This window comes from Pseudomonas sp. 21615526 (genome assembly GCF_013386245.1).
GTDB lineage: Bacteria > Pseudomonadota > Gammaproteobacteria > Pseudomonadales > Pseudomonadaceae > Aquipseudomonas.
This window is the reverse complement of sequence record NZ_JACAOM010000062.1, coordinates 1-26865: the sequence shown is the minus strand read 5'-3', so window position 1 is coordinate 26865 and position 26865 is coordinate 1. Positions and strand designations below refer to the sequence as shown.

Genomic DNA, 26865 nt, shown 5'->3' with positions numbered 1-26865 from the left:
CTCCCACATTGGATCTGCGGTGTTTTCAATTCCCCGCCAGGTTGTTCTTGATCCAGTCGTACAAGTGATTCCCCTCGCTCGACAACTCGCTGTTGGCCCGCCGGCACAGGTAGTACTGGCGGCCATCATCGACCTGTAGATCAAACAGCTTCACCAACTCCCCATTTGCCACATGCGGCGCAACCAGTGGCGCGCGCAGCAGTGAGCAGCCCAATCCGGTCAGCGTGGCCGTCAGCGCCAACTGACCATCCTCCAGCAGCAAACCATTCAACGCGGTCCCGTGATGCACGTCGGCGGCCTGGAACCATTGGCTCCAGGTGCCGCGCTCTTCGTCGTGCAACAGCGGTAATTCACTCAGCGCCTCAGGTGTGTCGATCGGCCCGTGTTGCTCCAGGAATGCGCGGCTGCAATACGGCGTCACCGCCCCGGAAATCAGCGGCTCGCTGTGGTACCCCGGCCAGTGCCCGGTGCCGAAGCGGATCGATAAATCGGCAGCGTCGCTGGGGTAGCTGCGGTGGTTGGCGTAGGTGACGTTGATGTCCAGCGCCGGGTGGTCCTTGAGGAACTGTGCCAGGCGCGGGATGAACAGGTTGATGCCGAACAGCGGGATCAGGCTGATGGTGACCTGGCGTGTGGCGCTTTTTTCCCGCACGTGTTCGGTGGCGCTGCGCAGTACGGCGAAGGCCGAGCGAATTGCGCGGTAGTACTCGCGGCCTTCTTCGGTGAGCACCAGGTTGCGGCCCTGGCGCAAGGTCAGCGCTTGCTGCAGAAAGCTTTCCAGCAGGTGCAGTTGATGGCTGACGGCGGAGGGCGACACGTCCAGCTCGCGGGCAGCGGAATTCACTCCGCCATGGCGGGCAAACGCTTCGAAGGTGCGCACGGCACGCAACGGCGGGTCATTGGCTAACTGTTCTAAATTATTCATGTGTTGAATTAAATACTAAGTGAGATGGCAAATAAAGAGCCATAAATGCCGTATTTACGGCGGTTATAGCGCTTTATGCGTTTGGCATAACCATATGAATTTCTGATATTTGATAAAAACAGAATAGATGCTTAGTGTGCCGCCCTCGTCAGTAGTGAGGTCGATGGTTTCCATGGACGCGTTTATCCAGCAGCTGCTCAATGGTTTGATGACGGGCAGTCTCTACGCGCTAGTGGCCTTGGGTTACACCATGGTCTACGGCATTTTGCGGATCATCAACTTTGCCCACGGCGATGTGTTGATGATTGGCGCTTTGGTGGGCCTCTCGGTGATTCGCCTGTTGCAGGTGACATGGCCGGCGATGCCGCCGGTGCTGGTGCTGCTGGCAGCCACTGTGATTGCCATGGCGTTCTGCGCGGTACTCGCGGTGCTGATTGAGCGGGTCGCTTACCGGCGCCTGCGCAATGCGCCGCGCCTGGCGCCATTGATCAGCGGCATCGGGGTGTCGTTGTTGCTGCAAACCATCGCCATGTTGGTGTGGACGCGTAACCCGCAGATGTTCCCGCAACTGCTGCCGCTGGAACCGATTGAAGTGCTCGCCGGAGCTTCGGCGCATCCGGCGATCACCAACGCTACCGCCCTGACCACCATTGCCGTCGCACTGTCGGTAATGGTCGCGCTGCTGGTGCTGGTGGAACGCACACGCTTTGGTCGGGCCATGCGCGCCGTGGCCGAGAACCCGCAGGTGGCGAGCCTGATGGGCATCAACCCGAATCGCATCATCGTGCTGACCTTTGCCATTGGCGGCGCCCTGGCGGCATTGGCCGGGATCATGATGGCGAGCAACTACGGCAGCGCGCATTTCTACATGGGTTTCCTGCCGGGCATCAAGGCGTTCACCGCAGCCGTATTGGGCGGCATCGGCAACCTCAAGGGCGCGATGCTTGGCGGCCTGCTGCTGGGGTTGATCGAAGCCCTGGGTACCGGCTACCTGGGCGCTGCCACCCAGGGTGTGTTCGGCAGCAATTACCAGGATGTGTTTGCCTTTATCGTGTTGATCGCGGTGCTGGTGTTTCGTCCTTCGGGGCTGTTGGGCGAACGACTGGCGACCCGCGCATGAGTGTCCTGAATACCTCCCGCCAGCGCGCCAGCTTTGGCCTTGTATTGTTCGCCGTGGCGCTGGTGCTGGCGCCGTGGATTGTCGGGCATGCCGGCGGCAATACCTGGGTGCGCACCCTCGATTTCGCGTTGCTGTACATCATGCTGGCCTTGGGCCTGAACATCGTCGTGGGCTACGCCGGGCTGCTGGACATGGGTTTTATCGCGTTCTACGCAGTGGGCGCGTACCTCGCCGCGTTGCTGTCCTCGCCGCATCTGTTGCAGCAATTCCCGGCGCTGATGGCGCTGCTGCCGGCGGGCATGCACACCTCGATCTGGTTGATCCTGCCCTTGGCCGCGTTGCTGGCAGCGGGCTTTGGCGTGTTGTTGGGCGCACCGACCTTGCGCCTGCGCGGCGATTACCTGGCCATCGTGACCCTGGGCTTTGGTGAAATCATCCGCATCCTGCTGCGCAATCTGGATCGCCCGGTGAACATCACCAACGGGCCCAAAGGTATTTCCCAGGTCGACCCGGTCAACCTGCTGGGGATCAACCTCGGGCGCACCCAGGAGCTGTTCGGCCTGCGCCTGCCTTCGGTCTATCTGTACTACTACCTGTTCGCCGCGCTGGTGGTGCTGATCCTGTTTGCCTGCATTCGCCTGGAGCGTTCGCGCATCGGGCGGGCCTGGGTGGCGATTCGTGAAGATGAGGAAGCGGCCCAGGCCATGGGCGTCAACACCCTGCGCTTGAAGCTGTTGGCGTTCGCCATCGGTGCCGGGTTTGGCGGCGTGAGCGGGGCGTTGTTTGCCTCGTTCCAGGGCTTTGTCTCGCCGGAGTCCTTCACTCTCAATGAGTCCATCGCGGTGCTGGCGATGGTGGTGCTCGGCGGCATGGGCCATATCCCCGGGGTGATTCTCGGCTGCGTATTGCTGGCGGCGTTGCCCGAAGCCTTGCGCGCGAGCATGGGCCCGTTGCAGCAGGCGCTGTTCGGCCAGGTGCTGGTGGACCCGGAAATCATTCGTCAGTTGTTCTACGGGCTCGCGCTGATCCTGGCGATGCTCTATCGACCGGCAGGCCTGTGGCCAAAAGGAGTGGCGCGATGAATCAGCCGCTGTTGCAGATTGACCAGGTGAACAAGCGCTTCGGCGGCGTGGCGGCGCTCACCGACGTGAGCCTGAGCATCCAGCCTGGGGAGATCTATGGCTTGATCGGCCCCAATGGCGCCGGTAAAACCACCTTCTTCAACGTGATGACCGGCCTGTATACCCCGGATTCCGGGCGCTTCCAGCTCGACGGCGAGGACTACAAGCCGGCCAGCGTGCACCAGGTGGCCCAGGCCGGCATCGCCCGGACCTTCCAGAATATCCGCCTGTTCAACACCATGAGCGCGTTGGAAAACGTCATGGTCGGCCGCCATGTGCGCACCCGCAATGGCGTGTGGGCCGCCTTGAGTCGCCATCGTCGAGCCCGGGAAGAAGAAGCGCAAACCCGCGCCCATGCCCATCGCCTGTTGGCGTATGTCGGGCTGGCGGGGTTCGCCAATTACCGCGCCGACAGCCTGTCCTACGGCCATCAACGCCGACTGGAAATCGCCCGGGCCCTGGCCACTGAACCACGTTTGCTGGCCCTCGACGAGCCGGCCGCCGGGATGAACGCTGCCGAGAAAGTGCAACTGCGCGGCCTGCTGGAAAAGATCCGCGACGACGGCCACACGCTGCTGCTGATCGAGCATGACGTGAAGCTGGTGATGGGGGTGTGCGACCGCATCAGCGTGCTCGATTACGGCCAGGTGATCGCCGTGGGCGCGCCCGCCGAAGTGCGCCGCGACCCGGCCGTGATCCAGGCCTATCTGGGAGCCAGCGCCCATGTCTGAACCTTTATTGAAAGTCGACGGCTTGCAGGTGCACTACGGCGCCATCGAAGCGGTCAAGTCCCTGGATTTACACATCGGCGAAGGCGAGCGAGTGACGTTGATCGGCGCCAACGGTGCCGGCAAGACCTCCAGCCTCAAGGCCCTGACCGGATTGCTGCCGGCAGCGGCGGGGCAGATTCACTTCGCCGGGCGTTCGATCCTCGGCCAGGCGCCGGACCAATTGCTGCGCCAGGGCATTGCGATGGTACCGGAAGGGCGCGGGATCTTTGCGCGCATGAGCGTCCTGGAAAACCTCCAGGCCGGAGCCTTCCTGCGTCGTGACACCGAGCAGGTGAACCGCGAGATCCGCCAGTTGTTCGAGCACTTCCCGCGTCTGGAGGAGCGCCTGCAGCAGTCCGCCGGCCTGCTCTCCGGTGGCGAGCAACAGATGCTCGCGCTGGCCCGGGCGCTGCTCTCCAAGCCGCGCTTGCTGGTGCTGGACGAACCGTCCATGGGCCTGGCGCCGATTATGGTGGAGAAGATCTTCCAGGTGATCGACGACGTGTGCCGCCAGGGCATGACCCTGCTGCTGGTAGAGCAGAACGCCCGGCTCGCGCTGCAGGTCACCGACCGTGCCTATGTGATGGACACCGGGCGCATCAACCTCACTGGCCCGTCCCATGAATTGCTCGACCACCCCGAGGTGCGCAGTGCCTACCTCGGTGAATGAATCAACCCTGACGCTACCGGACGCCCGGCGTGTTCCGACCAGCCCGTAAAGAAACAGGAACCACTGATGAAGACTTTCAAGCACACCCTAGTGATCGGCCTGGCCTTGAGCAGCCTAGCGAGTGCCATGGCCCAGGCCGACCAGACCGTATTGATCGGCCTGGCCGGGCCGTTGACCGGCCCGTCGGCGCGGATCGGCAAGGACCTGGAAAACGGCGCGCAACTGGCCATCGACGCGGCCAACGCCAAGCACCCGAAAATCAACGGTGAGGCGGTGACCTTCAAGCTGCTGTCCGAGGACGACCAGTCCGACCCGCGCACCGCCGTCACCGTGGCCCAGCGCCTGGTGGACGAAGGCGTGGTGGGCGTGGTCGGCCACTGGAACACCGGCACCAGCATTCCGGCGGCGCGGGTTTATCACGATGCAGGTATCGCGCAAGTCGCCCCGGTTGCTACCGGGCACGCGTATACCCAGCAGGGCTTCGACACCAGCTTCCGGATCATGGGCCATGACGACGATGGCGGCCAGGTGGCCGGCGACTATGCTTTGAACACCCTCAAGGCCCGGCGCATTGCGGTGATCGACGACCGCACCGCATTCGGCCAGGGCCTGGCCGACCAGTTCGTCAAATCCATCGAGGCCGGTGGCGCCAAGGTGGTGTCTCGTGAATACGTCGACGACAAGACCATCGATTTCAGCGCAGTGCTGACCAATATCCGCAGCCAGAACCCGGACCTGATTTTCTTTGGTGGCGTCGATTCCCAGGCCGCGCCTTTGGCCAGGCGTATCAAGCAACTGGGCATCAAGGCACCGCTGATGGGGGCCGGTGGGTTTGTCAGCCAGACCTTCCTGCAACTGGCGCAGAACGAAGGCGAGGGCGTGATTGCCCTGGAGCCGGGCCTGGCGGTGGCGCAGATGCCGGGTGGCAAGGCGTTCGAGCGGGCTTACAAGGATCGCTACAAGGCGCCGATCGAACTGCACGCGCCGTTTGCCTATGACGGTGTCGGGGTGTTGGTGGCGGCGATCGAGAAGGCCGACTCGGTGGACCCGCAAAAGTACCTGCCGGTGCTGCGCGCCATCAGCTATCAGGGCGTGACCGGGACCATTGCGTTTGATGCCGAGGGCAATTTGAAGAAGCCGTCGTTCACCGTGTATCAGGTCAAGGGCAATCAGTGGCAGCCAGTGAGTGTGGCGGGCGGCAAGTAAACGAATTCTGTGGAGCTGACGGAGGCACACAATGAGCAAGCTGGAAGGTGAACTGGGCATCCTGGCCCGGCGGCGGATCGAAGCCGAAATCATCAAGCCGATCTACGAGATCCTGGTGCGCGAGCAGGGCAAGGAGTTTGCGGCGGCGGTGATCGGCGAGGCGGTGGGCAATGCAGCGATCCAGGCCGGCAAGCACTTTGCCGAGCTGGAAGAGCAGGGCGCCGACCTCAAGAGCTTTGTCGAGCTGCAAGTGCTCTGGGAAAAGGACGATGCGCTGAAGGTCGAGATCATCGCCAGCGACGCCGAGCACTACGACTATGACGTGAAGCGCTGCCGCTATGCCGAGATGTACCACGAGATGGGCCTGGGCGAGATCGGTCACCTGCTGTCCTGCAACCGCGACGAACTGTTTATCGTCGGCTACAACCCGGACATCAAGCTGACCCGCACCCAGACCATCATGGGCGGTGCCCATCACTGTGACTTCCGCTACCGGGCCAAACCCCAGGAGCCGCGTTCATGAACGACTTGGCGCGGGTCAATGGCGAGCGCCTGTGGGGCTCGCTGATGGAAATGGCGCAGATCGGCGGCACCGAAAAGGGCGGGGTCTCGCGCCTGGCCCTCACGGATGAGGACCGCCGCGGTCGCGACCTGTTTGTGCAATGGTGCGAGGCGGCCGGGTGCAGCATTCGGGTGGATGCCATGGGCAATATCTTTGCCCGTCGCGCCGGGCGCCAGGATCACCTGGCCCCGGTGCTGACCGGTTCCCATGGCGATTCCCAGCCGGCGGGCGGCAAGTACGACGGTATCTACGGCGTGCTGGCCGGGCTGGAGGTGGTGCGCACCTTGAATGACCTGGGGATTGAAACCGAGCGGCCAATCGAAGTGGTGAACTGGACCAACGAAGAAGGCTCGCGGTTTGCGCCGGCGATGATTTCCTCGGGGGTGTATGCCGGGGTGTTTGACCTGGAGTACGGCCTGTCCCGGGAAGACAAGGCCGGGATCACCATCGGCCAGGCGTTGCAGCAGATTGGCTATGCCGGTGCGCATCCGGTGGGTGGCCAGGCGGTGCATGCGGCGTTTGAGTTGCATATCGAACAGGGGCCGATTCTTGAGGCACAGGGCCTGACCATCGGTGTGGTCACCGGCGCCCAGGGCCAGCGCTGGTATGAAGTGGAACTGAGCGGGCGCAGCGCCCATGCCGGGACGACGCCGATGGATCACCGGCTGGATGCGTTGCTCGGGTTTGCCCGGGTGGTGGAGGCGGTGAACCAGATCGGCCTGGAACAGGGCGCCGAAGGGCGGGCGACGGTGGGCATGGCGAATATCTTCCCCAATTCACGCAACGTGGTGCCGGGGCGGGTGTTTTTCAGTGTGGAGTTTCGGCATCCGGATGAAGCGGTGCTGGGGTATCAGGATCGGCAGTTGCACGCGGCGGTGGCGCGGATTGCCGAGGGGATTGGTTTGCAGCACAGCGTGAAGCAGATTTTCCAGTACGCGCCGATTGCCTTCGACCCTGAGTGTGTGGAGGTGGTGCGGGCATCGGCGCAAGCGTTGGGGTATAGCCATCGCGCCATGATTTCCGGGGCCGGGCATGATGCCTGCTACCTGAACCGGGTGGCGCCGACGGCGATGATTTTCGTGCCGTGTGTGGATGGGCTGAGCCATAACGAGGCGGAGGAGATTCATCCGCAGTGGTCGACGGCGGGGGCGGAGGTGTTGTTGCAGGCGGTGTTGGCCAAGGCGGGGGAGTGAGCGAGGTTTAACTGTTCAACTGGGTTCCCTGTGGGAGCTGTCGAGCTTTAGCNNGCTGCGATGAGGCCCTGTCAGGCAATAGAGATGTCGACAGTCAGGCCGCCATCGCAGCCTCGCTAAAGCTCGACAGCTCCCACAGAGGACCGAGTTTCCACAGGGGAACCAGTTCCCATAGGAAATCCAGTTTTCGCTCTGGAGCTTCTTTGTCTGATGGTCAGCGGAAGAACTCGCCCGGTGTGGCGTCGAACTGCTGGCGGAAGGCGTTGATGAAGGCCGAGGTGGATTCGTAGCCGCAGGCCAGCGCCACATCGGTCACGCGTTCGCCTTGTTCCAGGGCGGGCAGGGCGCTCAACAATCGCAGGCGCTGGCGCCACGCACGGAAGGTCAGGCCGGTGTCGCTCAGGAACAGCCGGCTGAGGGTTTTCTCGCTGACCGCCAGTTTTTGGCTCCACTGCCCCAGGGTGGTTTGCTGCTCCGGGTGCAGGTTCAGGCTGCGGTAAATCTGCCGCAAGCGGCTGTCGGCCGGCAGCGGCAACATCAGGTCGACCTGGGGCGCGGCGGCCAGTTGGTCCAGCACCACTTGGGCCAGCCGTCCATCCGGGCCATCCTCGGCGTATTCCACCGGCAATTCGCTGAAGCTGCGAATCAACTCGCGCAACAGGCTGCTCACCGCCAGCACCTGGCAGCGGTCGGCCGCCCAGGCGGTGACGCTGCAATCGAGGTACAGGCTGCGCATCTCGGTATGGGGCGAACTGAACACCCGGTGTGGCATGCCGGCCGGTATCCACACGGCCCGCTGGGGTGGCGCGACGAAGCGTCCTACGCTGGTCTGGATCTCCAGCACCCCGGATATTGCGTAGGACAACTGCACCCACGGGTGACTATGGCGGCGGGTCAGCGCGCGGTTGGGCAGGGATTCGGTGCGGCCATACACCGGCCTGGGCAGGCTGGAAAGCCCGGGCACGCTGCGGCGCACGGTTTTGTCATGTCCTTTTGGCGGCATTTACTGGCTCATTGGCGTTAGTCGGTAACAAGCCGTTACGTTAGAGTCGCGACGATGCTCTTGGCAACCCCTGGAAGATTGGCCTATGACCCGCCCACGCTTTTTACCTGACAACTTCACCCTGACCCTGGTGGCCACGGTGATCCTCGCGTCCCTGCTGCCCGCCAGCGGCCAGACCGCCGTGGCCTTTGGCTGGGTGACCAACCTGGCCATCGCGCTGCTGTTTTTCCTGCACGGCGCGAAACTGTCGCGCCAGGCCATTGTTGCCGGTGCGGGTCATTGGCGCCTGCACCTGCTGGTGTTCAGCCTGACCTTCGTGCTGTTTCCGTTGCTGGGCCTGGCGCTCAAGCCGGTGTTGTCGCCGCTGATCGGTAAAGACCTGTACATGGGCATGCTCTATTTGTGTGCGTTGCCCGCCACCGTGCAGTCGGCGATTGCCTTTACCTCCCTGGCCCGGGGCAATATCCCGGCGGCGATTTGCAGCGCGGCGGCGTCGAGCCTGTTCGGGATCTTCCTGACGCCATTGCTGGTGACGTTGCTGCTGAATGTGCATGGCGATGGCGGCTCCACCGTCGATGCGATCCTGAAAATCAGTGTTCAATTGTTGCTACCGTTCATCGCCGGGCAAATCGCCCGTCGCTGGATCGGCGAGTGGGTAGGGCGTAACAAATCCTGGCTGAAGTTCGTCGACCAGGGGTCGATTTTGCTGGTGGTCTACGGCGCCTTCAGCGAAGCGGTCAACGAAGGCATCTGGCACCAGATTCCGTTGTGGGAACTGGGTGGCCTGGTGGTGGCGTGCTGTGTGTTGCTGGCGCTGGTACTGGTGGCGTCCACGGTGCTGGGCAAGGCTTTTGGCTTCAGCCAGGAAGACCGGATCACCATTCTGTTCTGCGGCTCGAAGAAAAGCCTGGCCACCGGTGTGCCGATGGCCCAGGTGTTGTTTGCCGGGGCGAGCATGGGGGTGCTGATCTTGCCGCTGATGCTGTTTCACCAGATCCAGTTGATGGTCTGCGCGGCGCTGGCCCAGCGCTATGCCAAGCGTCCTGAATCGATTCCCGAGCTGATGGGGCAAGTCGATCCCTGAATCGTCGTGTTACTATTTTTTGCGCGCGGCTCAAGGCCCGGCATCGGGCCGGCTTGATCTGCGCGCAAACGAGTACGACGACCTGTCAATGAGCATTTCCGCCGCAACACCTCAAGCCAACTGGCAACCGGTCTTCGCTCTCGCGTTGGCCGCTTTCGTTTTCAATACCACCGAATTTGTACCGGTCGGCCTGCTGAGTGCCATCGGCGCGAGCTTCGACATGCCCATCGCCAGCGTCGGCCTGATGCTGACCATCTATGCCTGGATCGTGTCCCTGACCTCGCTGCCGGTGATGCTGCTGACCCGTAACGTCGAGCGGCGCAAGCTGCTGATCGTGCTGTTCGGCATGTTTATCGCCAGCCATATCCTGTCCAGCGTGGCCACCAGCTTTGGCATCCTGATGCTCAGCCGGGTCGGCATTGCCCTGTCCCATGCGTTGTTCTGGTCGATTACTGCCTCCCTCGCGGTGCGTTTGGCGCCGGAGGGCAAGCAGGTGCAGGCCCTTGGGTTGCTGGCTACCGGTACTTCCCTGGCGATGGTTCTGGGTATTCCGCTGGGCCGCTTGCTGGGCGAAGCCATGGGCTGGCGCACCACCTTCCTGGTGATCGGCGCGTTTGCCGCCGGGCTGGTGTTCTGGCTGGCGCGCACCTTGCCGCTGCTGCCGAGCCAGAACTCCGGTTCGCTGCGCAGCTTGCCGCTGTTGTTCAAGCGCCCGGCGCTGGTGGCGTTGTATGTGCTGACGGCGATGGTGGTGACGGCGCAGTTCACTGCCTACAGTTATGTTGAGCCGTTTGTTGAAGGTGTTGCCGGTATGAGTGGCAATACGGTGACCCTGATCCTGCTGGTGTTTGGCGGCGCGGGAATTATTGGTTCGTTGTTGTTCAGCCTGGTGCATCGCTTTAATCCGCACCGGTTCCTGATCAGCGCGGTGACCATACTGGCGCTGTGCCTGGCGTTGTTGCTGCCGTTGAGTGGCGAGGTGTCGTACCTGGTGACCCTGAGTGTGTTCTGGGGCATGGCCATCATGGGTTTTGGCCTGGCGTTGCAATCGAAGGTACTGGTGCTGGCGCCGGATGCCACGGATGTGGCGATGGCGATGTTTTCCGGGATCTACAACATCGGTATTGGCGGTGGGGCGTTGATGGGCAGTTGGGTGGGCAGCCACTTTGGTTTTGCCTGGATCGGCGCGGCGGGCGGGTTGCTGGCAGCGGTGGCGTTGATTGGGTATTGCCTGGCGATTTATCGGTTTGGGCAGGGTGTGGCGCGTAGCCCTCTGTAGGAGGTAATTTTCATGGCAGTTCGTTTGATTAAACCGGCGGTATTCGCAGTGCTCGCCGGGTTTTCTGTGTTGTGGCTCAGCCCTGCAAGCCTGGCGGCCAGTTTTGACTGTGACCGGGCGAAGGCGCCTGACGAGAAAACCATCTGTGCCACGCGTTCGCTTAATGATCAGGACGTGACGATGGCGCTGCTTTATGACCTGAACCGGCACTTCATGGCTATGGGCGGACGTGGTTCGTTGATGGATGATCAGGCTGCCTGGCTAAAAAAACGCCATACGTGCGGGGCCCAGGTCAGTTGCCTGACCCAGGCCTATACGCAGCGTATTGCGATGTTGCGTAGCTTTATAGATGAGCGGGTGATGACGAAGGGGCCGTTCTGAAGCAGTTACAGATCTTGTAATAGTTTTGCGTTGTAGGAAATCCCTGTTTCGCCTGTACGATTCAAGTCCTTTTCCCACAACAGGACCTACATGAACACCCTCTCGGAGCCTCCCAGTCGTCTTTCCCCAAGACATTCACTGCCGCCGTTCCCGCTGATCGCCTGCCTCCAGGCCAGGCATCCCGTCTTCCGATTGCCTACCCTTACCCGGTCCCTCGACCGTGCGTTGCCGTGCCCGGCATTCTGAAAACTTGAAGAGATACTGAAAAATGGAATGGTTAGCGGATCCAACGGCCTGGCTCGGCCTGTTGACTTTGATTGTGCTGGAGCTGGTGCTGGGCATCGACAACCTGGTGTTTATCGCGATCCTGGCGGACAAGCTGCCGCCGGAGCAGCGTGACCGTGCGCGTCTGATCGGTTTGTCCCTGGCGTTGCTGATGCGTCTGGGCCTGTTGGCAAGTATTTCCTGGTTGGTGACCCTGACCCAACCGCTGTTCGAGGTGTTCGACAAGAGTTTCTCGGGCCGTGACTTGATCATGCTGTTTGGTGGTGTGTTCCTGTTGTTCAAGGCCACCATGGAATTGCATGAGCGCCTTGAGGGGCATGTGGCTCAGCGCACTGGCAACGTGGCCTATGCGATGTTCTGGCCGATCGTTGCGCAGATTGTGGTGCTGGATGCGGTGTTCTCCCTCGATGCGGTGATTACCGCCGTGGGCATGGTGGATGAGCTGGCGGTGATGATGATCGCGGTGATCATTTCCATCGGCCTGATGATCATTGCCAGCAAGCCGCTGACCCGTTTCGTCAACGCCCACCCGACGGTGATCATGCTGTGCCTGGGCTTCCTGATGATGATCGGTTTTGCCCTGACGGCCGAAGGCCTGGGCTTCCACATTCCCAAAGGCTATCTGTACGCGGCCATCGGCTTCTCGATCCTGATCGAGCTGTTCAACCAGATCGCCCGGTCGCGCCGCAAGAAGTCGGCCCAGGGCACGCTGCCGAGGCGTGAGCGCACGGCCCACGCGGTGATGCGTTTGCTCGGCGGGCGTAATCTGGCAGTGGAGGAGGTGGGTGAAGAGGTCGCCGACCTGCTGGACAACCCCGATGCCAACGGCGGGCCGCTGTTCGACCGGCGCGAGCGGGTGATGATCAGTGGCGTGCTGCAATTGGCTGAACGCCCGATCCGTACGCTGATGACGCCTCGGGCGAAGGTGGACTCTATAGATCTGTCGGACGATCCCGACACTATCCGCCTGAAACTGATGCATTCGTCTTACTCGCGCCTGCCCTTGATCCGCAACGGTAATATCGACGAGCCATTGGGCTTTGTGCACAAGAAGGAGTTGCTCAAGGAATACCTGGCCGGTAACGAGCCGAACCTGGAGCACCTGGCGCGCCGGGCGGTCAACTTGCTGGAGAGTTTTTCGATTCTCAATGCCCTGGAGCAGATGCGTCAGGAGTCGACTCACATTGCCTTCGTGATCAACGAATTCGGCGACTTTATCGGGGTGTTGAGCATGACCGACATCCTCGAGTCCATCGCCGGTGAGTTGCCGGATGCGAGTGAGGTCGAAGGCCCGGATATCGTCGAGGAGGAGGGTGGTTTTCGCGTTAATGGCGCCTTGAACCTCAACCTGATCCGCCAGCGCACCGGCTTCAAGGCTGTGGCGACGGAGGATTACCAGACCCTGGCCGGGCTGGTGATGAGCCTGCTGGATCGACTGCCGGTGGTCGGTGACAGCCTGGAACATGAAGGCTGGCGCCTGACCGTGGCGGCGGTGGAGGAGCGGCGGGTCACGCAGGTGTTGCTGGCCCCTCTTTAACGGGTGAATTTCATTCGACGCTGGGCTGGCCTTTGGATAGCATCGCCGCTCACTGAACCGTTAAGGAAGGGTTACCCGAATGACTTTGGACGTGCTTAAGATTTCTGCATTCTGTGACGGCAACCAGGGCGGTAACCCTGCAGGTGTTTGGATCGGTGACAGCCTGCCGGAAGCTGTAGAAATGCAGCGTATCGCCCACGAAGTCGGGTTTTCGGAAACCGTATTTGCCTGCCCGCAGGATGACGGCTGGCGCGTGCGGTACTTCGCGCCGGAGTCCGAAGTTGCGTTTTGCGGGCATGCCACCATCGCCCTCGGTGCGGCCTTGAGCCTGGCGCTGGGCGATGGCGAATTCCACCTGGCGTTGAACAACGGCGATATTTCCGTCAGCGGCCGCAGCGAAGGCGACCTGATCGAGGCCGCGCTGCAATCCCCGCCAACCCGCAGCGCACCGGCCAACGATGCCCTGGTAGACGCGGGCCTGACCCTGTTCGGTTACACCCGCAATGACCTGGACCCGAGCATTCCGCCAGCGATCATCCATGCCGGCATTTCCCACCTGGTGCTGGCGCTCGCCAGCCGCGCCAAACTCAGCCAGATGCACTATGAACTGGAGGCCGGTCGCCGCTACATGACCGACGCCGGGCTGGGTACCGTGGTGCTGGTGTTTGCCGAAAGCCCGACACTGTTCCACACCCGCAACCCGTTTGCGGTGGGCGGCGTGTACGAAGACCCGGCCACGGGTGCCGCGACCGCTGCCTTTGCCGGCTACCTGCGGGACCTGGGCTGGCCGCACAACGGGCGCATCGACATCATCCAAGGCGAGGACATGGGCAGCCGTTCGCGCTTGCAGGCGCAGATCACCGATGAAAAGGGTGCCTCGATTCGGGTTTCGGGTACGGCGCGGTTGATGTTGGAGGACTGATTCTGGTCCTGGCGAACGTCTCCCTCAGCGTTTTTTCGTCGAACCCCTCCAGCTTATTGATCATCTTGCCATTCTGGAAAACCAGCAGGGTAGGCGTGCCGGTAACCTCGGGATGCCTAGGGGTTCGGGCAGTGTCGAGCACCAGGCTTTTCACGGAGCTGGCGTATTTCCCGGCAATCCGTTCAAACAGTGGCCCGGCCTCCCCGCAGGCCGGGCAGTGCTGCGAAACAAACAGCATGAACACCGTTCTATGCGTCTTGAGCAACTGCTGATACTGCTCGGCATCGGCAATCACCGCCGTTGCAATTCCCATGATGATCTCCTTGAGCGATAGGCCTGGCCCACGCTAATCCCGGCGATCAAAACCGTCTACTGTCAAAACTAACAGGTACCCACCTCCAACTGGCCCATTGTGGCGAGGGAGCTTGCTCCCGCTGGGCTGCGCAGCAGCCCCAAAGCCTTCAGCGCTCCGCCCGCTCCCGAGCCTTCTTCGCCAGCCCCACGCACTGCTTATAGTCACCCTGATCCTTGGCATCCTTGGCCCGACGATACCCATGATGATTCTGCGTGGTGTAGTTCGTACTGAACGCCGCCTTCAGCCTGACCAGCTCGGCCTTGCATTCGCGCCGGTCATCCTTGGCGAACACCTGGGTGGCAAATGCCAGCGACAACAACATAAGGACAAGACTGATCTTCATCTGAACGCGTTCCTTGGGGGCTCGATCATCTGCCAAGACTAGCCCAGCCACGGAATTCTTCCATCCGGCCACTGCACCGCTTTCGTGCACGGTAACGACCCGCCCCCGCACCCAAATGTGGCCTGTCACCCCGGTGTGTAGCCAACGGTAGCAATCTGATTGCAGCGGCTGGCCCAGTGCCTTATCGCTGATAAAAATCTATCCCGTTGATTTAAAAAGAAATTAATCCCGAAATATTTTTCTGTTACTGCGTGTGGCACACTTTCTGCTGTCTATTCCGTTGTTACATACTAAGTTCCGGTATAGCGGAATACACAATCCCTGGAGTGCTTGTCATGCATCACCGACCTTCCGTGTTCAAAGCGTGTGTTTTTCTCTTCGCCGCATCGGCTTCCCTCGCCAGCGTAGTGCAGGCGGCGGACAGCAAGCTCGATACAGTGCTCAAGCGTGGGCACCTGATCGTGGGTACAGGCAGTACCAATGCGCCGTGGCACTTCCAGGGAGCGGATGGCAAGTTGCAGGGTTTTGACATCGACATCGGCCACATCGTGGCCAAGGGTCTGTTCAATGACCCGAGCAAAGTCGAATACGTGGTGCAGTCTTCCGATGCCCGCATTCCCAACCTGTTGACCGACAAGGTCGACATGAGCTGCCAGTTCATCACCGTCACGGCAAGCCGTGCGCAGCAGGTGGCCTTCACCCTGCCGTACTACCGCGAAGGTGTGGGCCTGCTGCTGCCGGCCAACAGCAAGTACAAGGAAATCGAAGACCTGCAGGCCGCTGGCGACAGCGTCACCGTGGCCGTGCTGCAAAACGTCTACGCCGAAGAGCTGGTGCACCAGGCATTGCCCAAAGCCAAGGTCGACCAGTACGACAGCGTCGACCTGATGTACCAGGCCGTGAACTCCGGGCGTGCCGACACCGCCGCCACCGACCAGTCCTCGGTCAAGTACCTGATGGTGCAAAACCCGGGCCGCTACCGCAGCCCGAGCTACGCCTGGAGCCCGCAAACCTATGCGTGCGCCGTCAAGCGTGGCGACCAGGACTGGCTGAACTTCGTCAACACCGCCCTGCATGAAGCCATGACCGGTGTGGAATTCCCAATGTACAAGGCCTCGTTCAAGCAATGGTTCGGTGTGGACCTGCCAGAGCCTGCGATCGGTTTCCCGGTTGAGTTCAAGTAATTCGTAAACCCTGGGGCGTCGCTGACGGCGCCCCAATCAGGTACTGCCGACCATGAACTATCAGTTGAACTTTGCCGCTGTGTGGCGCGATTTCCCCAGCTTGCTGGCGGGGCTCGGCCTCGGCCTTGAACTGGCACTGCTGTCCATCGCCATCGGTTGCGTGATCGGCCTGTTGATGGCGTTTGCGATGCTGTCCAAACACCGTGCGCTGCGCATCGTGGCCTCGGTGTATGTGACGGTGATCCGCAACACCCCGATCCTGGTGCTGATCCTGTTGATCTACTTCGCCTTGCCCAGCCTGGGTATCCGGCTGGACAAGATCCCTTCGTTCATCATCACCCTGTCGTTGTACGCCGGTGCCTACCTCACCGAAGTCTTCCGCGCAGGCCTGCTGAACATTCCCAAGGGGTTGCGTGAAGCGGGCCTGGCCATTGGCCTGGGCGAATGGCGTATCCGCGCGTACATCACCGTGCCGGTGATGCTGCGCAACGTGCTGCCGGCGCTGTCGAACAATTTCATTTCGCTGTTCAAGGACACCTCCCTCGCGGCCGCCATCGCGGTGCCGGAGCTGACCTATTACGCCCGCAAGATCAACGTCGAAAGCTACCGGGTGATTGAAACCTGGATGGTCACGACCGCGCTCTACGTGGCTGCCTGTTACCTCATTGCCATGCTGCTCCGTTACCTGGAACAGCGTTTGGCAATTCGCCGCTAAGGAGCGCCCATGTACGAATCCCCCAGCTGGCTGCATGAGTTGTGGATCGCCCGGGAAACCCTCTGGGCGGGGTTCCAGACCAGCGTCTACTGCTCGGCCCTGGCCATTATCTTCGGCACCCTGATCGGCATCGTCGCCGGCTTGGTACTGACCTACGGCAAATTCTGGATGCGCGCACCGTTTCGCCTGTACGTCGACCTGATCCGCGGTACGCCGGTATTTGTGCTGGTATTGGCGTGCTTCTACATGCTGCCGGCGCTTGGCTGGCAGATCACTGCGTTCCAAGCCGGTGCCGTGGGCCTGACGCTGTTCTGCGGCTCTCACGTTTCGGAAATCGTGCGCGGTGCATTGCAGGCCATTCCCAAGGGGCAACTGGAAGCGGGCAAGGCCATCGGCCTGACCTTCTATCAATCCCTGGGCTACGTGCTGTTACCCCAGGCGCTGCGGCAGATCCTGCCGACCTGGGTCAACTCGTCCACCGAAATCGTCAAGGCTTCCACCTTGCTGTCGGTGATCGGTGTGGCCGAGCTGCTCCTCAGCACCCAACAGGTCATCGCCCGGACGTTCATGACCCTGGAGTTCTACCTGTTTGCAGGCTTTATGTTTTTTGTCATCAACTACGCCATCGAATTGTTGGGGCGTTACATTGAAAAGCGGGTGGCGTTGCCATGAACCAACTCTCAAAAGAAAGCCAGCCACTGCTGAACATTCGCGGCCTGCGTAAACAGTACGGCCCGGTGGAAGTGCTCAAGGGCGTCGACCTGAGCATGCAGCGCGGCAACGTCGTGACATTGATCGGCTCCAGCGGTTCGGGCAAGACCACGCTGCTGCGTTGCGTCAACCTGCTGGAAGAATTCCAGGGCGGCCAGATCACCCTCGACGGAGAATCCATCGGCTACAGCGAGGTCGGCGGCAAGCGCGTGCGCCACCCGGAGCGGGTGATCTCCCAGCACCGCGCGATGACCGGCATGGCGTTCCAGCAGTTCAACCTGTTCCCGCACCTGACCGCCTTGCAGAACGTCACCCTGGGCCTGCTCAAGGTCAAGAAGATGGGCAAGGACGAGGCGGTTGCACTGGCGGAAAAATGGCTGGATCGTGTCGGCCTGCTGGAGCGCCGCAATCACTTCCCGGGCCAATTGTCGGGCGGCCAGCAACAGCGCGTGGCGATTGCCCGGGCGATTGCGATGAACCCGAGCCTGATGCTGTTCGACGAAGTCACCTCGGCCCTGGACCCGGAACTGGTGGGCGAAGTGCTCAGCGTAATCAAGGGTTTGGCGGAAGAGGGCATGACCATGTTGCTGGTCACCCACGAAATGCGCTTTGCCTATGAAGTCTCGGACAAGATCGTCTTCATGAACCAGGGCCGCATTGAAGAACAAGGGCCGCCGAAAGACATTTTCGAACGCCCGCAATCGCCGCGACTCGCGGAATTTCTCAAGAACATTCGTTTTTAAATCATCACTTCAGGAGATCCATTATGAGCATTACTCGTTACGGCACCGGCGCCACTGCAGGCGGCGGCCAGCCTCGTCCTTTCGCCCGCGCGGTGGAAGCGGATGGCTGGTTGTACGTGTCGGGCCAGGTGCCGGCGGTGGACGGTGAAATCATCACGGGCGGGATCGTCGAGCAGACCCACCAGACCATGCGCAACGTGGTGGCGATTCTCGAAGAAGCCGGCTACGCCCTTGAAGACGTGGTGCGCGTCGGTGTATGGCTGGAAGACCCACGGGACTTCTGGAGCTTCAACAAAGTCTTCGGCGAATACTTCAACCCGGAACATGCTCCGGCGCGGGCGTGTGTGCAGGCGAACATGATGGTCGATTGCAAGGTTGAGATCGATTGCGTGGCCTACAAGAAAAAAGGCTAAATGCCCGTCTCTTGAGACCACAGGAGACCCAATGTGGGAGCGGGCTTGCTCGCGAAAGCGGTGGATCAGTTGTAGATGTATTCACTGACACACCGCTTTCGCGAGCAAGCCCGCTCCCACAGGGGATCTGTGTTGATAGCTACATCTTCAAACGGGACCGACGACTGCCATGACCGAAGACACCATCAAACGCCGCGCCAAAGGCCTCGACCGGGCGTTCGATATCCTCGATTTCCTCAAGGAAATCGGCCAGCCCCTGCGCCCGAATGACATCGCCAGCGGCATCGGCAGCCCCAAATCCACGGTCTACGAACTGGTGGCTTCGCTGCTGGAACGGCGCATCCTCGAAACCGTCGGCAAGGACGGTCATGTCTACCTCGGCCGTCAGCTGTACTTCCTCGGCCAGGCCCACCTGCGCCATTTCGACCTGACCCGCGAAGCCGACCACGCCCTGCAGGAAATCGTCAGCCAAACCCACGAAACCGCCCAGATGTGCCTGCTCAATGGCCGCAAATACACCGTGGCCCTGATGCGCGAAGGCGAGCGGCATTTCCGCATTTCCTCAGACATCGGCGAGAACGCGCCGATCCCCTGGACCGCCTCCGGCCGCCTGCTGCTGGGCCACCTGAGCGACCAGCAAATCATCGACCTGATCGACTACGACGACTTCATCCTCCCGGACGGTCAGCGCCTGCCTCTGGAAACCTTCCTCGGGCAAATCCGTCAGGCTACCCTCGACGGATTCTTCTCTTTCGACAGTGTCGCCGACACCTTTACCCACTGCTTTGCCGCCCCGGTTCGGGACGCCCAAGGCATCAGCATTGCGACCCTGTGCATCGTTGCCCCACGGGCCGATGCGATCAAAAACTACAACGACTACCGCCGGGTGCTGATCGACAGTGCGAACAACCTGGCCCGTCGCATCAACGAATAGGAAACCCTTATGTCTGCCTTCAATGCCGTTGAAAAAGGCGCCGCCGCCATCGGTGCACATCTGGTCCGTGACGTCAGCCTGCCAGCCCTGGTGTTGCACCGTGACGCCCTGGAACACAACATCCGCTGGATGCAGGATTTCGTCAGCAACAGCGGTGCGCAATTGGCGCCTCACGGCAAGACCAGCATGATGCCCGCGCTGTTCCAGCGGCAGATCGAGCAGGGCGCCTGGGGCATCACCCTGGCCAACGCCGTGCAGACCCGCGCTGCGTACGCCGGTGGGGTTCGCCGGGTGTTGATGGCCAACCAACTGGTGGGCGCGCCGAACATGGCGCTGATCGCCGACCTGCTGGCCGACCCCGAATTCGACTTCCACTGCATGGTCGACCACCCGGACAACGTCGCCGACCTGGGCCTGTTCTTCGCCGCCCGTGGCTTGCGCTTGAACGTGATGATTGAATACGGCGTGGTCGGCGGGCGTTGCGGTTGCCGCACCGAACAACAGGTGCTCGACCTGGCCAAGGCGATCAAGGCCCAGCCTGCGCTGGCCCTCACCGGCATCGAAGGCTACGAAGGGGTGATCCATGGCGAGCACGCCATCAGTGGCATCCGCGAATTCGCCGCCTCCCTGGTACGCCTGGCCGTCGACCTGCAAAACAGCGGCGCCTTCGACCTGGCCAAGCCCATCATTACCGCCTCGGGGTCGGCCTGGTACGACCTGATTGCCGAATCCTTCGAAGCCCAGAACGCCGCTGGCCGTTTCCTCAGCGTATTGCGCCCGGGCAGCTACGTGGCTCACGACCACGGCATCTACAAAGACGCGCAGTGCTGCGTACTGGACCGTCGCAGCGACCTCAACGAAGGCCTGCGCCCGGCGCTGGAAGTCTGGGCCCACGTGCAATCGCTGCCGGAGCCGGGCTTCGCGGTGATCGCCCTGGGCAAGCGCGACGTCGCCTACGACGCCGGCCTGCCGGTACCGCTCAAGCGCTACAAGGCTGGCGTGCTGCCAGCCGAGGGTGATGACGTGACCGCGTGCAAGGTCACCGCCGTGATGGACCAGCATGCGTTCATGGTCGTCGCACCGGGGGTTGAGTTGCGCATTGGCGACATCATCTCCTTCGGCACATCCCACCCGTGCCTGACCTTCGACAAGTGGCAAGTGGGTAATCTGGTGGATGAGCAATTGCAGGTGATCGAAAGCCTGCATACCTGCTTCTAGACCGAGTCGCGCCTTTCGCGAGCAAGCCCGCTCCCACATTCGACCGAGTTCCTTCAGTTGAAATGCATTCAAATGTGGGAGCGGGCTTGCTCGCGAAGAGGCCCTCCAGTACATCGAGAGACCCCAGGCATGAACACAAAACCCCGCATCGCCCTCATCGGCGAATGCATGATCGAACTGCAACACCGCGCCGACGGCAGCCTGCAACAAAGCTTCGGCGGCGACACCCTGAACGCCGCCGTCTACCTGCGCCGCGAGCTGGGTGAACCGAGCACCGTCGACTACGTCACCGCCCTGGGCGATGACAGCTTCAGCGATGCCATGTGCAAGCACTGGGCCGAAGAAGGCCTGGGCCTGGGCATGGTCCAGCGCCTGCCCGGGCGCCTGCCGGGTTTGTACTGCATCCAGACCGATGCCAACGGCGAGCGCAAATTCCTCTACTGGCGCAATGAAGCGGCCGTGCGCGACTGCTTCACCACACCAGCGGCCGAGCCGATCCTGGCAGCGTTGCCGACGTACGACGTGGTGTATTTCAGCGGCATCACCCTGGCGGTGCTGGGCGAAGTGGGCCGTGCGCGCCTGCTGGAAACCCTGGTCGAAACCCGCAAGCGCGGCGGCAAGGTGGTGTTCGACAACAACTACCGGCCACGCCTGTGGGCAAGCGTGGGCGCCGCACGGGCGGCGTATCACGCGGTGTTGGCCGAGGTGGATATCGCCTTGCTGACCGAGGATGACGAACGGGCGTTGTTCGGCTATGAAGACAGCGAGCAGGTGTTTGCGGCGTACCCGGCGATTGCCGAGGTGGTGCTCAAGCGGGGCGCGGATGCGTGTTTGATTCGCTGTGACGGTGAGCGATTCGAGGTGCCGGCGTTGGTGGTGGAGAAGGTGGTAGACACCACGGCGGCGGGGGATTCGTTCAGTGCGGCGTACCTGGCCAGTCGGCTCAAGGGCGGCTCGCCGCAGGATGCAGCACTGGCCGGGCATCGGTTGGCGAGCCGGGTGATTCAGGTGCCAGGTGCACTCATTCCCCGAGACTGACGCTGATCGTTCCCACGCTCCGCGTGGGAATGCAGCCAGGGACGCTCTGCGTCCCAAGAGCGGACGCAGAGCGTCAGGTGAGGCATTCCCACGCGGAGCGTGGGAACGATCAGCCATCAATCGCGGTAAAACACTTGCACCAGGTGATACCCGAACTTGCTCTTGATCGGCCCATGAACCACCTTCACGGGCTTCTTGAAGATCACCGCATCAATCACCCCCACCATCTGCCCCGGCCGAACTTCACCCAAATCACCGCCGCGCTTGGCGGAAGGGCAGGTGGAGTACTTCTTGGCCAACACATCAAACGCTTCGCCCTTGGCAATACGCTGCTTGAGCTGTTCGGCTTCCTCACTGGTTTTCACCAGAATGTGACGGGCTTGGGCTTTCATTGATCGGTCCTGATGTGAAACGGCGCGCGATTATGCCTGAAGTCAGGCCTCTGAGCTGATCATGCTGCGGATTTTGTTGGCCAGCAGGTCAATCGAAAACGGCTTGGCCACCATGTCCATGCCTTCCTCCAGGAACCCCTGGCGCTCGGCGGCTTTCTCGGCGTAACCGGTCATGAACAGCACCTTCAGGTCCGGCCGGTGTTGCCGGGCGATTTCCGCCAGTTGCCTGCCGTTCATCCCCGGCAAGCCCACATCAGTCACCAGCAAATCCACGCGCAAGTCGGACTCCAGCAACGGCAGCGCCGCCCGTGCATCCGCCGCCTGGTGTGCGGTGTAGCCCAGTTCATCCAGCACATTCACCACCAGCATCCGCACTGCCGGGTCGTCCTCGACCACCACCACGGCTTCGCCTTCCAGCGCTACCGGGGCTTCGCCCTGGGTAGCGGGCGTGGTACGCTCCAGTGCCGTGCCATGCAGGCGCGGCAGGTACAGGCGCACGCAGGTGCCCTGGCCCGGTTCGCTTTGGATGGTCACGTGGCCGCCGGATTGCTGTGCAAACCCATAGATCATCGACAGCCCAAGGCCGGTACCCTGGCCGATGGGCTTGGTGGTGAAGAACGGGTCGAAGGCCTTGGCGAGGATTTTCGCGGTCATGCCGGCGCCGTTGTCGCTCACGCCGAGCATCACATAGTCGCCGGCCTTGACCGGTTCCAGGGTGGTGATGTCGGTGCCGTCGAGGTAGCTGTTGGCGGTCTCGATGCACAATTGCCCACCGTCGGGCATCGCATCGCGGGCGTTGATCACCAGGTTGAGCAGGGCGTTTTCCAGCTGGCTGGCGTCGGTGTTCACCGGCCACACGTCGGTGCCCAGTTGCACCTTGAGTTCGATGTGCGCGCCCTTGGTGCGGCGGAACAGGTCTTCCAGGGACGCCACCAATTGATTCGGGTCGACCGGCTTGCGGTCCAGGGATTGGCGGCGGGAGAAGGCCAGCAGGCGATGGGTCAGCGCAGCGGCGCGATGAGCCGAGGATACGGCGGCGTCGGTGAAACGGCCGATCTCGTCGCTGCGCCCGGCGGCGATATAGCGTTGCATCAGGTCCAGGCTGCCGATGATCCCGGTGAGCATGTTGTTGAAGTCATGGGCGATGCCGCCGGTGAGCTGGCCGACCGCTTCCATCTTCTGGGCATGGCGCAGGGCGTCTTCGGCACGCTCGCGCTCGAACATCTCGTTTTGCAGGCGCTGGTTGGCTTCGGCCAGGGCCTGGGTGCGCTGGCTGACGCGCTCTTCGAGGTTTTCGTTGAGGTGGCGCAGGGCTTCTTCGGTCAGTTTGCGCTCGGTCTCGTCGATTACAAAAATATAGAAACCGTTGACTGAGCCGTCAGCGCTGAAACGCGGCAGGTACTTCATCAGCGCGTGGCGTGGCCGCCCGTCATGGTGCGGGGTGACGGTGACAAAACTGCAGGCCTTGCCCTTGAGTGCCGCCTCGATCTTGTCGACGCGCCCGGCATAGATTTCGTCGCCCACGACTTCGCGGATGCTCTTGCCGTACAGCTCCTGCGGGGTCATGCCGTACCAGTCCAGGTAGGCACTGTTGTTCAGGCGAAAACGCTGCTCGTGGTCGACATAACCGATCAACACCGGCATGGCGTTGATGATCAGTTGCAGCTCGGTCTGGCTTTGGCGCAGGGCCTGTTCGGTGTGCTTGCGTTCGGTCAGGTCGAGGGCGGCGCCGAGAAAACGCGCCGGTCGGCCATGGTGGTCCTTGTAGCAGCGGCCCCGGGCAAACACCCAGCGCACTTCGCCGTCGGCGCGCTGCAGGCGGTATTCCTCGGCGTACTCGGTGCCGTGGGTGATGCAGTGCTTGATGCTGCGGGCCACCATGCCACGGTCTTCGGGGTGCACGCCTTGCAGGTAGTCGCTGATGGGCAGCAGGTCGGCGTCGCACGGGTCAACACCGTGCAGTTGGGCGAAATGGGCGTCGGCGATAAAGCGGTCTTCGCCGATATCCCAGTCCCAGGTGCCCACGGCATCGGTGGCGGCCAGGGCCAGCTGCAGGCGTTGCTCGGTGTTGCGCTGGGCCTTGAGGCTGTTCTCGGTGCGCTGCTGCAGTTCCAGGGCGATGCGCCGGCGCTCGTTGGTTTCGATGGCGGTAATCAGGATCCCGGCGACCTCGCCACGTTCGTCGCGAATCGGGCTGTAGGTCAGGTCGAGCCAGATCTCGGTGTCGCGGTCGTTGCGCTGCAGGACGAAACGCTGCTCGGTGAAGGTGCGCACCTGGCCCATGAGGACGGCGCTGTAGATCGGGTCGGTAAACGGCTTGAGCTCAGGCCAGATCAGGTCAGCCGGTTGGCCGAAGGCGGCCGGGTGCTTGTTGCCCGCCAGCATCGCGAAGCCATCGTTGTAGATCTGGGTGAGTTCGGCGCCCCACAGCAACAGCATCGGCATCGGTGAATGGATCACGATGTCCACGGCTGTACGGAGGCTTTGCGGCCAATCAATGGCGTCACCGAGGGGGCTTCGTGCCCAGTCCAGCCGCGCAATCAGTGCTGCGGCCTCGCTGCCGGTGGGTGATACGTTCATGTAAATGCCCTGCGCGTAACGCTTGAAGAATGACAAAAGCCGATTATCCCGCGACCCGGGGCCGGCTTTCCACCCTCGAAAAATAGCATGCTTGAGGGGTTTGTCTTCAAATGAGTGCTTAAAGGCTAAAACGTTTCATCTTTCTGCCAGCTCCCGGCGATCACGAAATTGCTCCAGCGCTTCGGGGTTGGCCAGTGCGTCGGTGTTCTTGACCGCCTCGCCATGCACCACGTTGCGCACCGCCAGCTCGACGATCTTGCCGCTGATGGTGCGCGGGATATCCGTCACCGCGAGGATCTTCGCCGGCACGTGGCGCGGCGTGGTGTTGGCGCGGATCACCTGGCGGATCTGCTGCTCCAGGCCGTCGTCCAGTTCGATGCCATCGTTGAGGCGCACAAACAGCACCACCCGCACGTCATCCTGCCAGCGTTGGCCGATGGCCAGGCTTTCCAGGACCTGAGGCACTTTTTCCACCTGGCGATAGATCTCTGCGGTGCCGATGCGCACGCCGCCGGGGTTGAGCACGGCGTCCGAGCGGCCATGGATCAGCAAGCTGCCATTGGGTCGCTGTTCGGCGTAGTCGCCCTGGGCCCACACGCCCGGGAACTGGCTGAAATACGAGGCCCGCAGTTTTTCCTGGTGCGGGTCATTCCACAGGCCGATGGGCATTGCCGGGAAGTGCCGGGTGCACACCAGTTCGCCTTTTTCGCCCACCAGCGGGTGGCCCTGGTCGTCCCACACTTCGATAGCCATTGCCAGGCTCTTGCACTGCATCTCGCCACGGCGCACCGGCAGCACCGGGTTGCCGATCACGAAGCAGGACACGATGTCGGTGCCGCCCGACATCGACGACAGGCACAGCTCGGGCTTGATCTCGCGGTACACGTAGTCGTAGCTCTGGGGCGACAGCGGCGAGCCGGTAGAAATCAGGCCCTTGAGGCTGCCCAGGTCATGGCTCAGCCGCGGTTGCAGCCCGGCCTTCTCCAGGGTGGCGAGGAACTTGGGGCTGGTGCCGAACACGCTGATTTTTTCCTGGTCGATCAGGTCCATCAGGCGTTCCGGCCCGGGGTGAAACGGCGAGCCGTCATACAGCACCGCCGTGGCGCCGATGGCCAGTACCGATACCAGCCAGTTCCACATCATCCAGCCGCAGGTGGTGTAGTAGAACAGGCAGTCGTCCCGCGACAGGTCGGCGTGCAGGCCGTGCTCCTTGAGGTGGGTGAGCAGCACGCCGCCGGTGCCGTGGATGATGCACTTGGGCACGCCGGTGGTGCCGCTGGAATAGAGGATGTACAGCGGATGATCGAAGGGCACGGCGACGAAATCGGGCTCACCGCCGGGGCTGTAGAAGTCGTCCCAGAGTGCGACGTGGGCCCGGGTCTGATAATCCTCGGGCCGGGCTTGCGGGCGGGCATACGGCACGATGATCAATTGTTGCAGGGACGGCAGCCGTTCGAGGATTTCATTGAGCTTGCTGCTTTGGTCGATGACCTTGCCGGCGTAGCGGTAACCGGCGCAGGTGATCAGCACCTTGGGTTCGATCTGGCCGAAGCGGTCGATCACGCCCTGGGTGCCGAAGTCCGGCGAGGAGCACGACCAGATGGCGCCGAGGCTGGTGGTGGCGAGCATGCCCACCAGGGTTTGCCAGGTGTTGGGCATGCACGCGGCCACCCGGTCCCCCACGCCCACGCCGGCCGCCCGCAGGCTGCGTTGCAGGCCGGCGACATGGCGGGCCAGTTCGGCGTAGGTCAGTTGCTCGCGCTGGCCGTCTTCGCTGATCGCGACCACGGCGGGGTGATCGTCGCGGCGGCGCAGCAGGTGTTCGGCAAAGTTCAGGGTAGCGCCGGGAAACCACTGGGCGCTGGGCATCTCGGCGTCTTCGATCAGCACCGCGCTGGGCGGCGTGCGGAACTGCACCTCAAAAAACTCGACAATCGACTGCCAGAAGTCCGGGCGCTGGTCGATGCTCCACTGGTGCAGGGCCGGGTAGTCGCTGATCTGCAAGGCATGGCGATCATTGATGAAGCGCCGGAACTGATCCATCCGGGTGTTGTGGATGCGTTCGGGGGAGGGTTGCCAGAGTATTTCGGACATAAGGAAATCTCTTTTTTATTATCTGATCTATCTAACGAAACCGATCAAAATGTGGGAGCGGGCTTGCTCGCGAATGCGGTGTATCAG

26 protein-coding genes and 1 pseudogene are annotated in these 26865 nt (G+C 62.1%); 20 read left to right on the top strand and 7 right to left on the bottom strand.

Annotation, left to right across the window (positions count from 1 at the left end):
• Positions 1–25: 25 nt before the first annotated feature.
• Positions 26–925 carry a LysR substrate-binding domain-containing protein gene (locus tag HX786_RS17815; protein WP_134326868.1) on the bottom strand — a complete coding sequence of 300 codons (900 nt, stop codon included), beginning with the start codon at positions 923–925 and terminating at the stop codon, positions 26–28.
• A 172-nt stretch (positions 926–1097) separates the two neighbouring features.
• Here HX786_RS17815 and HX786_RS17810 point away from each other — a divergent pair, with 172 nt between their 5' ends.
• The 7 genes from HX786_RS17810 to HX786_RS17780 all read left to right on the top strand — a co-directional run bounded on the left by HX786_RS17810 (position 1098) and on the right by HX786_RS17780 (position 7567).
• Positions 1098–2045, top strand: a complete 948-nt coding sequence (locus HX786_RS17810) for a branched-chain amino acid ABC transporter permease (RefSeq protein ID WP_003207963.1) — start codon at positions 1098–1100, stop codon at positions 2043–2045.
• Positions 2042–3127 (top strand): ABC transporter ATP-binding protein, encoded by a 1086-nt coding sequence (locus HX786_RS17805; protein ID WP_087694203.1) that lies wholly within the window; start codon positions 2042–2044, stop codon positions 3125–3127. Before HX786_RS17810 ends, HX786_RS17805 begins: the two co-directional genes overlap by 4 nt.
• Positions 3124–3897: an ABC transporter ATP-binding protein gene (locus HX786_RS17800; RefSeq protein ID WP_102369348.1), complete on the top strand. Its 774-nt coding sequence runs from the start codon at positions 3124–3126 to the stop codon at positions 3895–3897. Before HX786_RS17805 ends, HX786_RS17800 begins: the two co-directional genes overlap by 4 nt.
• On the top strand, positions 3890–4606 hold the full coding sequence (locus HX786_RS17795) for an ABC transporter ATP-binding protein (protein WP_178912406.1): 717 nt from the start codon (positions 3890–3892) through the stop codon (positions 4604–4606). The genes HX786_RS17800 and HX786_RS17795 overlap by 8 nt, the downstream gene beginning before the upstream one ends.
• Before the next feature lie 66 nt (positions 4607–4672).
• Positions 4673–5812 carry a branched-chain amino acid ABC transporter substrate-binding protein gene (locus tag HX786_RS17790; RefSeq protein ID WP_178912405.1) on the top strand — a complete coding sequence of 380 codons (1140 nt, stop codon included), beginning with the start codon at positions 4673–4675 and terminating at the stop codon, positions 5810–5812.
• A 31-nt stretch (positions 5813–5843) separates the two neighbouring features.
• Positions 5844–6335, top strand: a complete 492-nt coding sequence (locus HX786_RS17785; protein WP_177047488.1) for an L-2-amino-thiazoline-4-carboxylic acid hydrolase — start codon at positions 5844–5846, stop codon at positions 6333–6335.
• A complete protein-coding gene (locus tag HX786_RS17780) occupies positions 6332–7567 on the top strand; it encodes a Zn-dependent hydrolase (protein ID WP_178912404.1) in 1236 nt (411 codons plus the stop codon). The genes HX786_RS17785 and HX786_RS17780 overlap by 4 nt, the downstream gene beginning before the upstream one ends.
• 214 nt (positions 7568–7781) lie before the next feature.
• Here HX786_RS17780 and HX786_RS17775 read toward each other — a convergent pair whose 3' ends face one another.
• Entirely contained in the window at positions 7782–8570 is a 789-nt protein-coding gene (locus HX786_RS17775; RefSeq protein WP_003207977.1) for a helix-turn-helix domain-containing protein, read from the bottom strand.
• Positions 8571–8655: 85 nt separating this feature from the next.
• On the opposite strand from HX786_RS17775, the gene HX786_RS17770 reads away from it, so the two are divergent.
• The 5 genes from HX786_RS17770 to HX786_RS17750 all read left to right on the top strand — a co-directional run bounded on the left by HX786_RS17770 (position 8656) and on the right by HX786_RS17750 (position 14058).
• Complete coding sequence (locus tag HX786_RS17770) at positions 8656–9654, top strand: bile acid:sodium symporter family protein (RefSeq protein ID WP_087694198.1); 999 nt, start codon at positions 8656–8658, stop codon at positions 9652–9654.
• Positions 9655–9742: 88 nt separating this feature from the next.
• On the top strand, positions 9743–10933 hold the full coding sequence (locus HX786_RS17765; protein ID WP_003207980.1) for a sugar transporter: 1191 nt from the start codon (positions 9743–9745) through the stop codon (positions 10931–10933).
• A 12-nt stretch (positions 10934–10945) separates the two neighbouring features.
• A complete protein-coding gene (locus HX786_RS17760; RefSeq protein ID WP_177036023.1) occupies positions 10946–11314 on the top strand; it encodes a lysozyme inhibitor LprI family protein in 369 nt (122 codons plus the stop codon).
• A gap of 268 nt (positions 11315–11582) precedes the next feature.
• Positions 11583–13136 carry a TerC family protein gene (locus HX786_RS17755; protein WP_178912403.1) on the top strand — a complete coding sequence of 518 codons (1554 nt, stop codon included), beginning with the start codon at positions 11583–11585 and terminating at the stop codon, positions 13134–13136.
• 79 nt (positions 13137–13215) lie between these two features.
• The gene (locus HX786_RS17750; RefSeq protein ID WP_008436960.1) at positions 13216–14058 is read left to right on the top strand and encodes a PhzF family phenazine biosynthesis protein; all 843 of its coding nucleotides are present in this window, start codon (positions 13216–13218) and stop codon (positions 14056–14058) included.
• On the opposite strand, the gene HX786_RS17745 is transcribed toward HX786_RS17750, so the two are convergent.
• Positions 13994–14371: a co-chaperone YbbN gene (locus HX786_RS17745; protein WP_102369342.1), complete on the bottom strand. Its 378-nt coding sequence runs from the start codon at positions 14369–14371 to the stop codon at positions 13994–13996. The genes HX786_RS17750 and HX786_RS17745 overlap by 65 nt on opposite strands.
• A 148-nt stretch (positions 14372–14519) precedes the next feature.
• The gene (locus HX786_RS17740; RefSeq protein ID WP_003207990.1) at positions 14520–14756 is read right to left on the bottom strand and encodes a hypothetical protein; all 237 of its coding nucleotides are present in this window, start codon (positions 14754–14756) and stop codon (positions 14520–14522) included.
• Positions 14757–15091: 335 nt separating this feature from the next.
• Between HX786_RS17740 and HX786_RS17735 the strand changes: the two genes are divergently transcribed.
• The 8 genes from HX786_RS17735 to HX786_RS17700 all read left to right on the top strand — a co-directional run bounded on the left by HX786_RS17735 (position 15092) and on the right by HX786_RS17700 (position 21712).
• A complete protein-coding gene (locus tag HX786_RS17735) occupies positions 15092–15940 on the top strand; it encodes a transporter substrate-binding domain-containing protein (protein ID WP_003207992.1) in 849 nt (282 codons plus the stop codon).
• Between the two features lie 52 nt (positions 15941–15992).
• Positions 15993–16655 carry an amino acid ABC transporter permease gene (locus HX786_RS17730; protein ID WP_003207993.1) on the top strand — a complete coding sequence of 221 codons (663 nt, stop codon included), beginning with the start codon at positions 15993–15995 and terminating at the stop codon, positions 16653–16655.
• A 9-nt stretch (positions 16656–16664) separates the two neighbouring features.
• Complete coding sequence (locus HX786_RS17725; RefSeq protein WP_003207996.1) at positions 16665–17327, top strand: amino acid ABC transporter permease; 663 nt, start codon at positions 16665–16667, stop codon at positions 17325–17327.
• The gene (locus HX786_RS17720) at positions 17324–18109 is read left to right on the top strand and encodes an amino acid ABC transporter ATP-binding protein (RefSeq protein WP_003207998.1); all 786 of its coding nucleotides are present in this window, start codon (positions 17324–17326) and stop codon (positions 18107–18109) included. Before HX786_RS17725 ends, HX786_RS17720 begins: the two co-directional genes overlap by 4 nt.
• A 23-nt stretch (positions 18110–18132) precedes the next feature.
• Positions 18133–18522 carry a RidA family protein gene (locus tag HX786_RS17715; protein ID WP_003208000.1) on the top strand — a complete coding sequence of 130 codons (390 nt, stop codon included), beginning with the start codon at positions 18133–18135 and terminating at the stop codon, positions 18520–18522.
• A gap of 169 nt (positions 18523–18691) precedes the next feature.
• On the top strand, positions 18692–19456 hold the full coding sequence (locus HX786_RS17710; RefSeq protein ID WP_003208002.1) for an IclR family transcriptional regulator: 765 nt from the start codon (positions 18692–18694) through the stop codon (positions 19454–19456).
• Positions 19457–19465: 9 nt separating this feature from the next.
• Positions 19466–20674 (top strand): amino acid deaminase, encoded by a 1209-nt coding sequence (locus HX786_RS17705; RefSeq protein ID WP_003208003.1) that lies wholly within the window; start codon positions 19466–19468, stop codon positions 20672–20674.
• 129 nt (positions 20675–20803) lie between these two features.
• A complete protein-coding gene (locus HX786_RS17700) occupies positions 20804–21712 on the top strand; it encodes a sugar kinase (protein ID WP_178912402.1) in 909 nt (302 codons plus the stop codon).
• A gap of 116 nt (positions 21713–21828) precedes the next feature.
• On the opposite strand, the pseudogene HX786_RS17695 reads toward HX786_RS17700, so the two are convergent.
• From HX786_RS17695 to HX786_RS17685, 3 genes and pseudogenes are all read right to left on the bottom strand, one after another.
• Positions 21829–22119, bottom strand: a pseudogene (locus HX786_RS17695) (peptidylprolyl isomerase); the annotation flags it as partial.
• A 27-nt stretch (positions 22120–22146) separates the two neighbouring features.
• A complete protein-coding gene (locus HX786_RS17690; protein WP_177019447.1) occupies positions 22147–24684 on the bottom strand; it encodes a PAS domain-containing protein in 2538 nt (845 codons plus the stop codon).
• A gap of 135 nt (positions 24685–24819) precedes the next feature.
• Positions 24820–26778, bottom strand: coding sequence for an acetoacetate--CoA ligase (locus tag HX786_RS17685; RefSeq protein WP_177080230.1), 1959 nt, complete (start codon positions 26776–26778; stop codon positions 24820–24822).
• Between the last annotated feature and the right edge of the window lie 87 nt (positions 26779–26865).

Coding starts and splice junctions, on each gene's coding strand:
- HX786_RS17735 (WP_003207992.1), top strand. CDS start 15,092: ATGCATCACCGACCTTCCGTGTTCAAAGCGTGTGTTTTTCTCTTCGCC.
- HX786_RS17770 (WP_087694198.1), top strand. CDS start 8,656: ATGACCCGCCCACGCTTTTTACCTGACAACTTCACCCTGACCCTGGTG.
- HX786_RS17815 (WP_134326868.1), bottom strand. CDS start 925: ATGAATAATTTAGAACAGTTAGCCAATGACCCGCCGTTGCGTGCCGTG.
- HX786_RS17750 (WP_008436960.1), top strand. CDS start 13,216: ATGACTTTGGACGTGCTTAAGATTTCTGCATTCTGTGACGGCAACCAG.
- HX786_RS17715 (WP_003208000.1), top strand. CDS start 18,133: ATGAGCATTACTCGTTACGGCACCGGCGCCACTGCAGGCGGCGGCCAG.
- HX786_RS17800 (WP_102369348.1), top strand. CDS start 3,124: ATGAATCAGCCGCTGTTGCAGATTGACCAGGTGAACAAGCGCTTCGGC.
- HX786_RS17700 (WP_178912402.1), top strand. CDS start 20,804: ATGAACACAAAACCCCGCATCGCCCTCATCGGCGAATGCATGATCGAA.
- HX786_RS17705 (WP_003208003.1), top strand. CDS start 19,466: ATGTCTGCCTTCAATGCCGTTGAAAAAGGCGCCGCCGCCATCGGTGCA.
- HX786_RS17805 (WP_087694203.1), top strand. CDS start 2,042: ATGAGTGTCCTGAATACCTCCCGCCAGCGCGCCAGCTTTGGCCTTGTA.
- HX786_RS17765 (WP_003207980.1), top strand. CDS start 9,743: ATGAGCATTTCCGCCGCAACACCTCAAGCCAACTGGCAACCGGTCTTC.
- HX786_RS17710 (WP_003208002.1), top strand. CDS start 18,692: ATGACCGAAGACACCATCAAACGCCGCGCCAAAGGCCTCGACCGGGCG.
- HX786_RS17740 (WP_003207990.1), bottom strand. CDS start 14,756: ATGAAGATCAGTCTTGTCCTTATGTTGTTGTCGCTGGCATTTGCCACC.
- HX786_RS17745 (WP_102369342.1), bottom strand. CDS start 14,371: ATGGGAATTGCAACGGCGGTGATTGCCGATGCCGAGCAGTATCAGCAG.
- HX786_RS17685 (WP_177080230.1), bottom strand. CDS start 26,778: ATGTCCGAAATACTCTGGCAACCCTCCCCCGAACGCATCCACAACACC.
- HX786_RS17780 (WP_178912404.1), top strand. CDS start 6,332: ATGAACGACTTGGCGCGGGTCAATGGCGAGCGCCTGTGGGGCTCGCTG.
- HX786_RS17720 (WP_003207998.1), top strand. CDS start 17,324: ATGAACCAACTCTCAAAAGAAAGCCAGCCACTGCTGAACATTCGCGGC.
- HX786_RS17690 (WP_177019447.1), bottom strand. CDS start 24,684: ATGAACGTATCACCCACCGGCAGCGAGGCCGCAGCACTGATTGCGCGG.
- HX786_RS17790 (WP_178912405.1), top strand. CDS start 4,673: ATGAAGACTTTCAAGCACACCCTAGTGATCGGCCTGGCCTTGAGCAGC.
- HX786_RS17725 (WP_003207996.1), top strand. CDS start 16,665: ATGTACGAATCCCCCAGCTGGCTGCATGAGTTGTGGATCGCCCGGGAA.
- HX786_RS17775 (WP_003207977.1), bottom strand. CDS start 8,570: ATGCCGCCAAAAGGACATGACAAAACCGTGCGCCGCAGCGTGCCCGGG.
- HX786_RS17785 (WP_177047488.1), top strand. CDS start 5,844: ATGAGCAAGCTGGAAGGTGAACTGGGCATCCTGGCCCGGCGGCGGATC.
- HX786_RS17760 (WP_177036023.1), top strand. CDS start 10,946: ATGGCAGTTCGTTTGATTAAACCGGCGGTATTCGCAGTGCTCGCCGGG.
- HX786_RS17755 (WP_178912403.1), top strand. CDS start 11,583: ATGGAATGGTTAGCGGATCCAACGGCCTGGCTCGGCCTGTTGACTTTG.
- HX786_RS17810 (WP_003207963.1), top strand. CDS start 1,098: ATGGACGCGTTTATCCAGCAGCTGCTCAATGGTTTGATGACGGGCAGT.
- HX786_RS17795 (WP_178912406.1), top strand. CDS start 3,890: ATGTCTGAACCTTTATTGAAAGTCGACGGCTTGCAGGTGCACTACGGC.
- HX786_RS17730 (WP_003207993.1), top strand. CDS start 15,993: ATGAACTATCAGTTGAACTTTGCCGCTGTGTGGCGCGATTTCCCCAGC.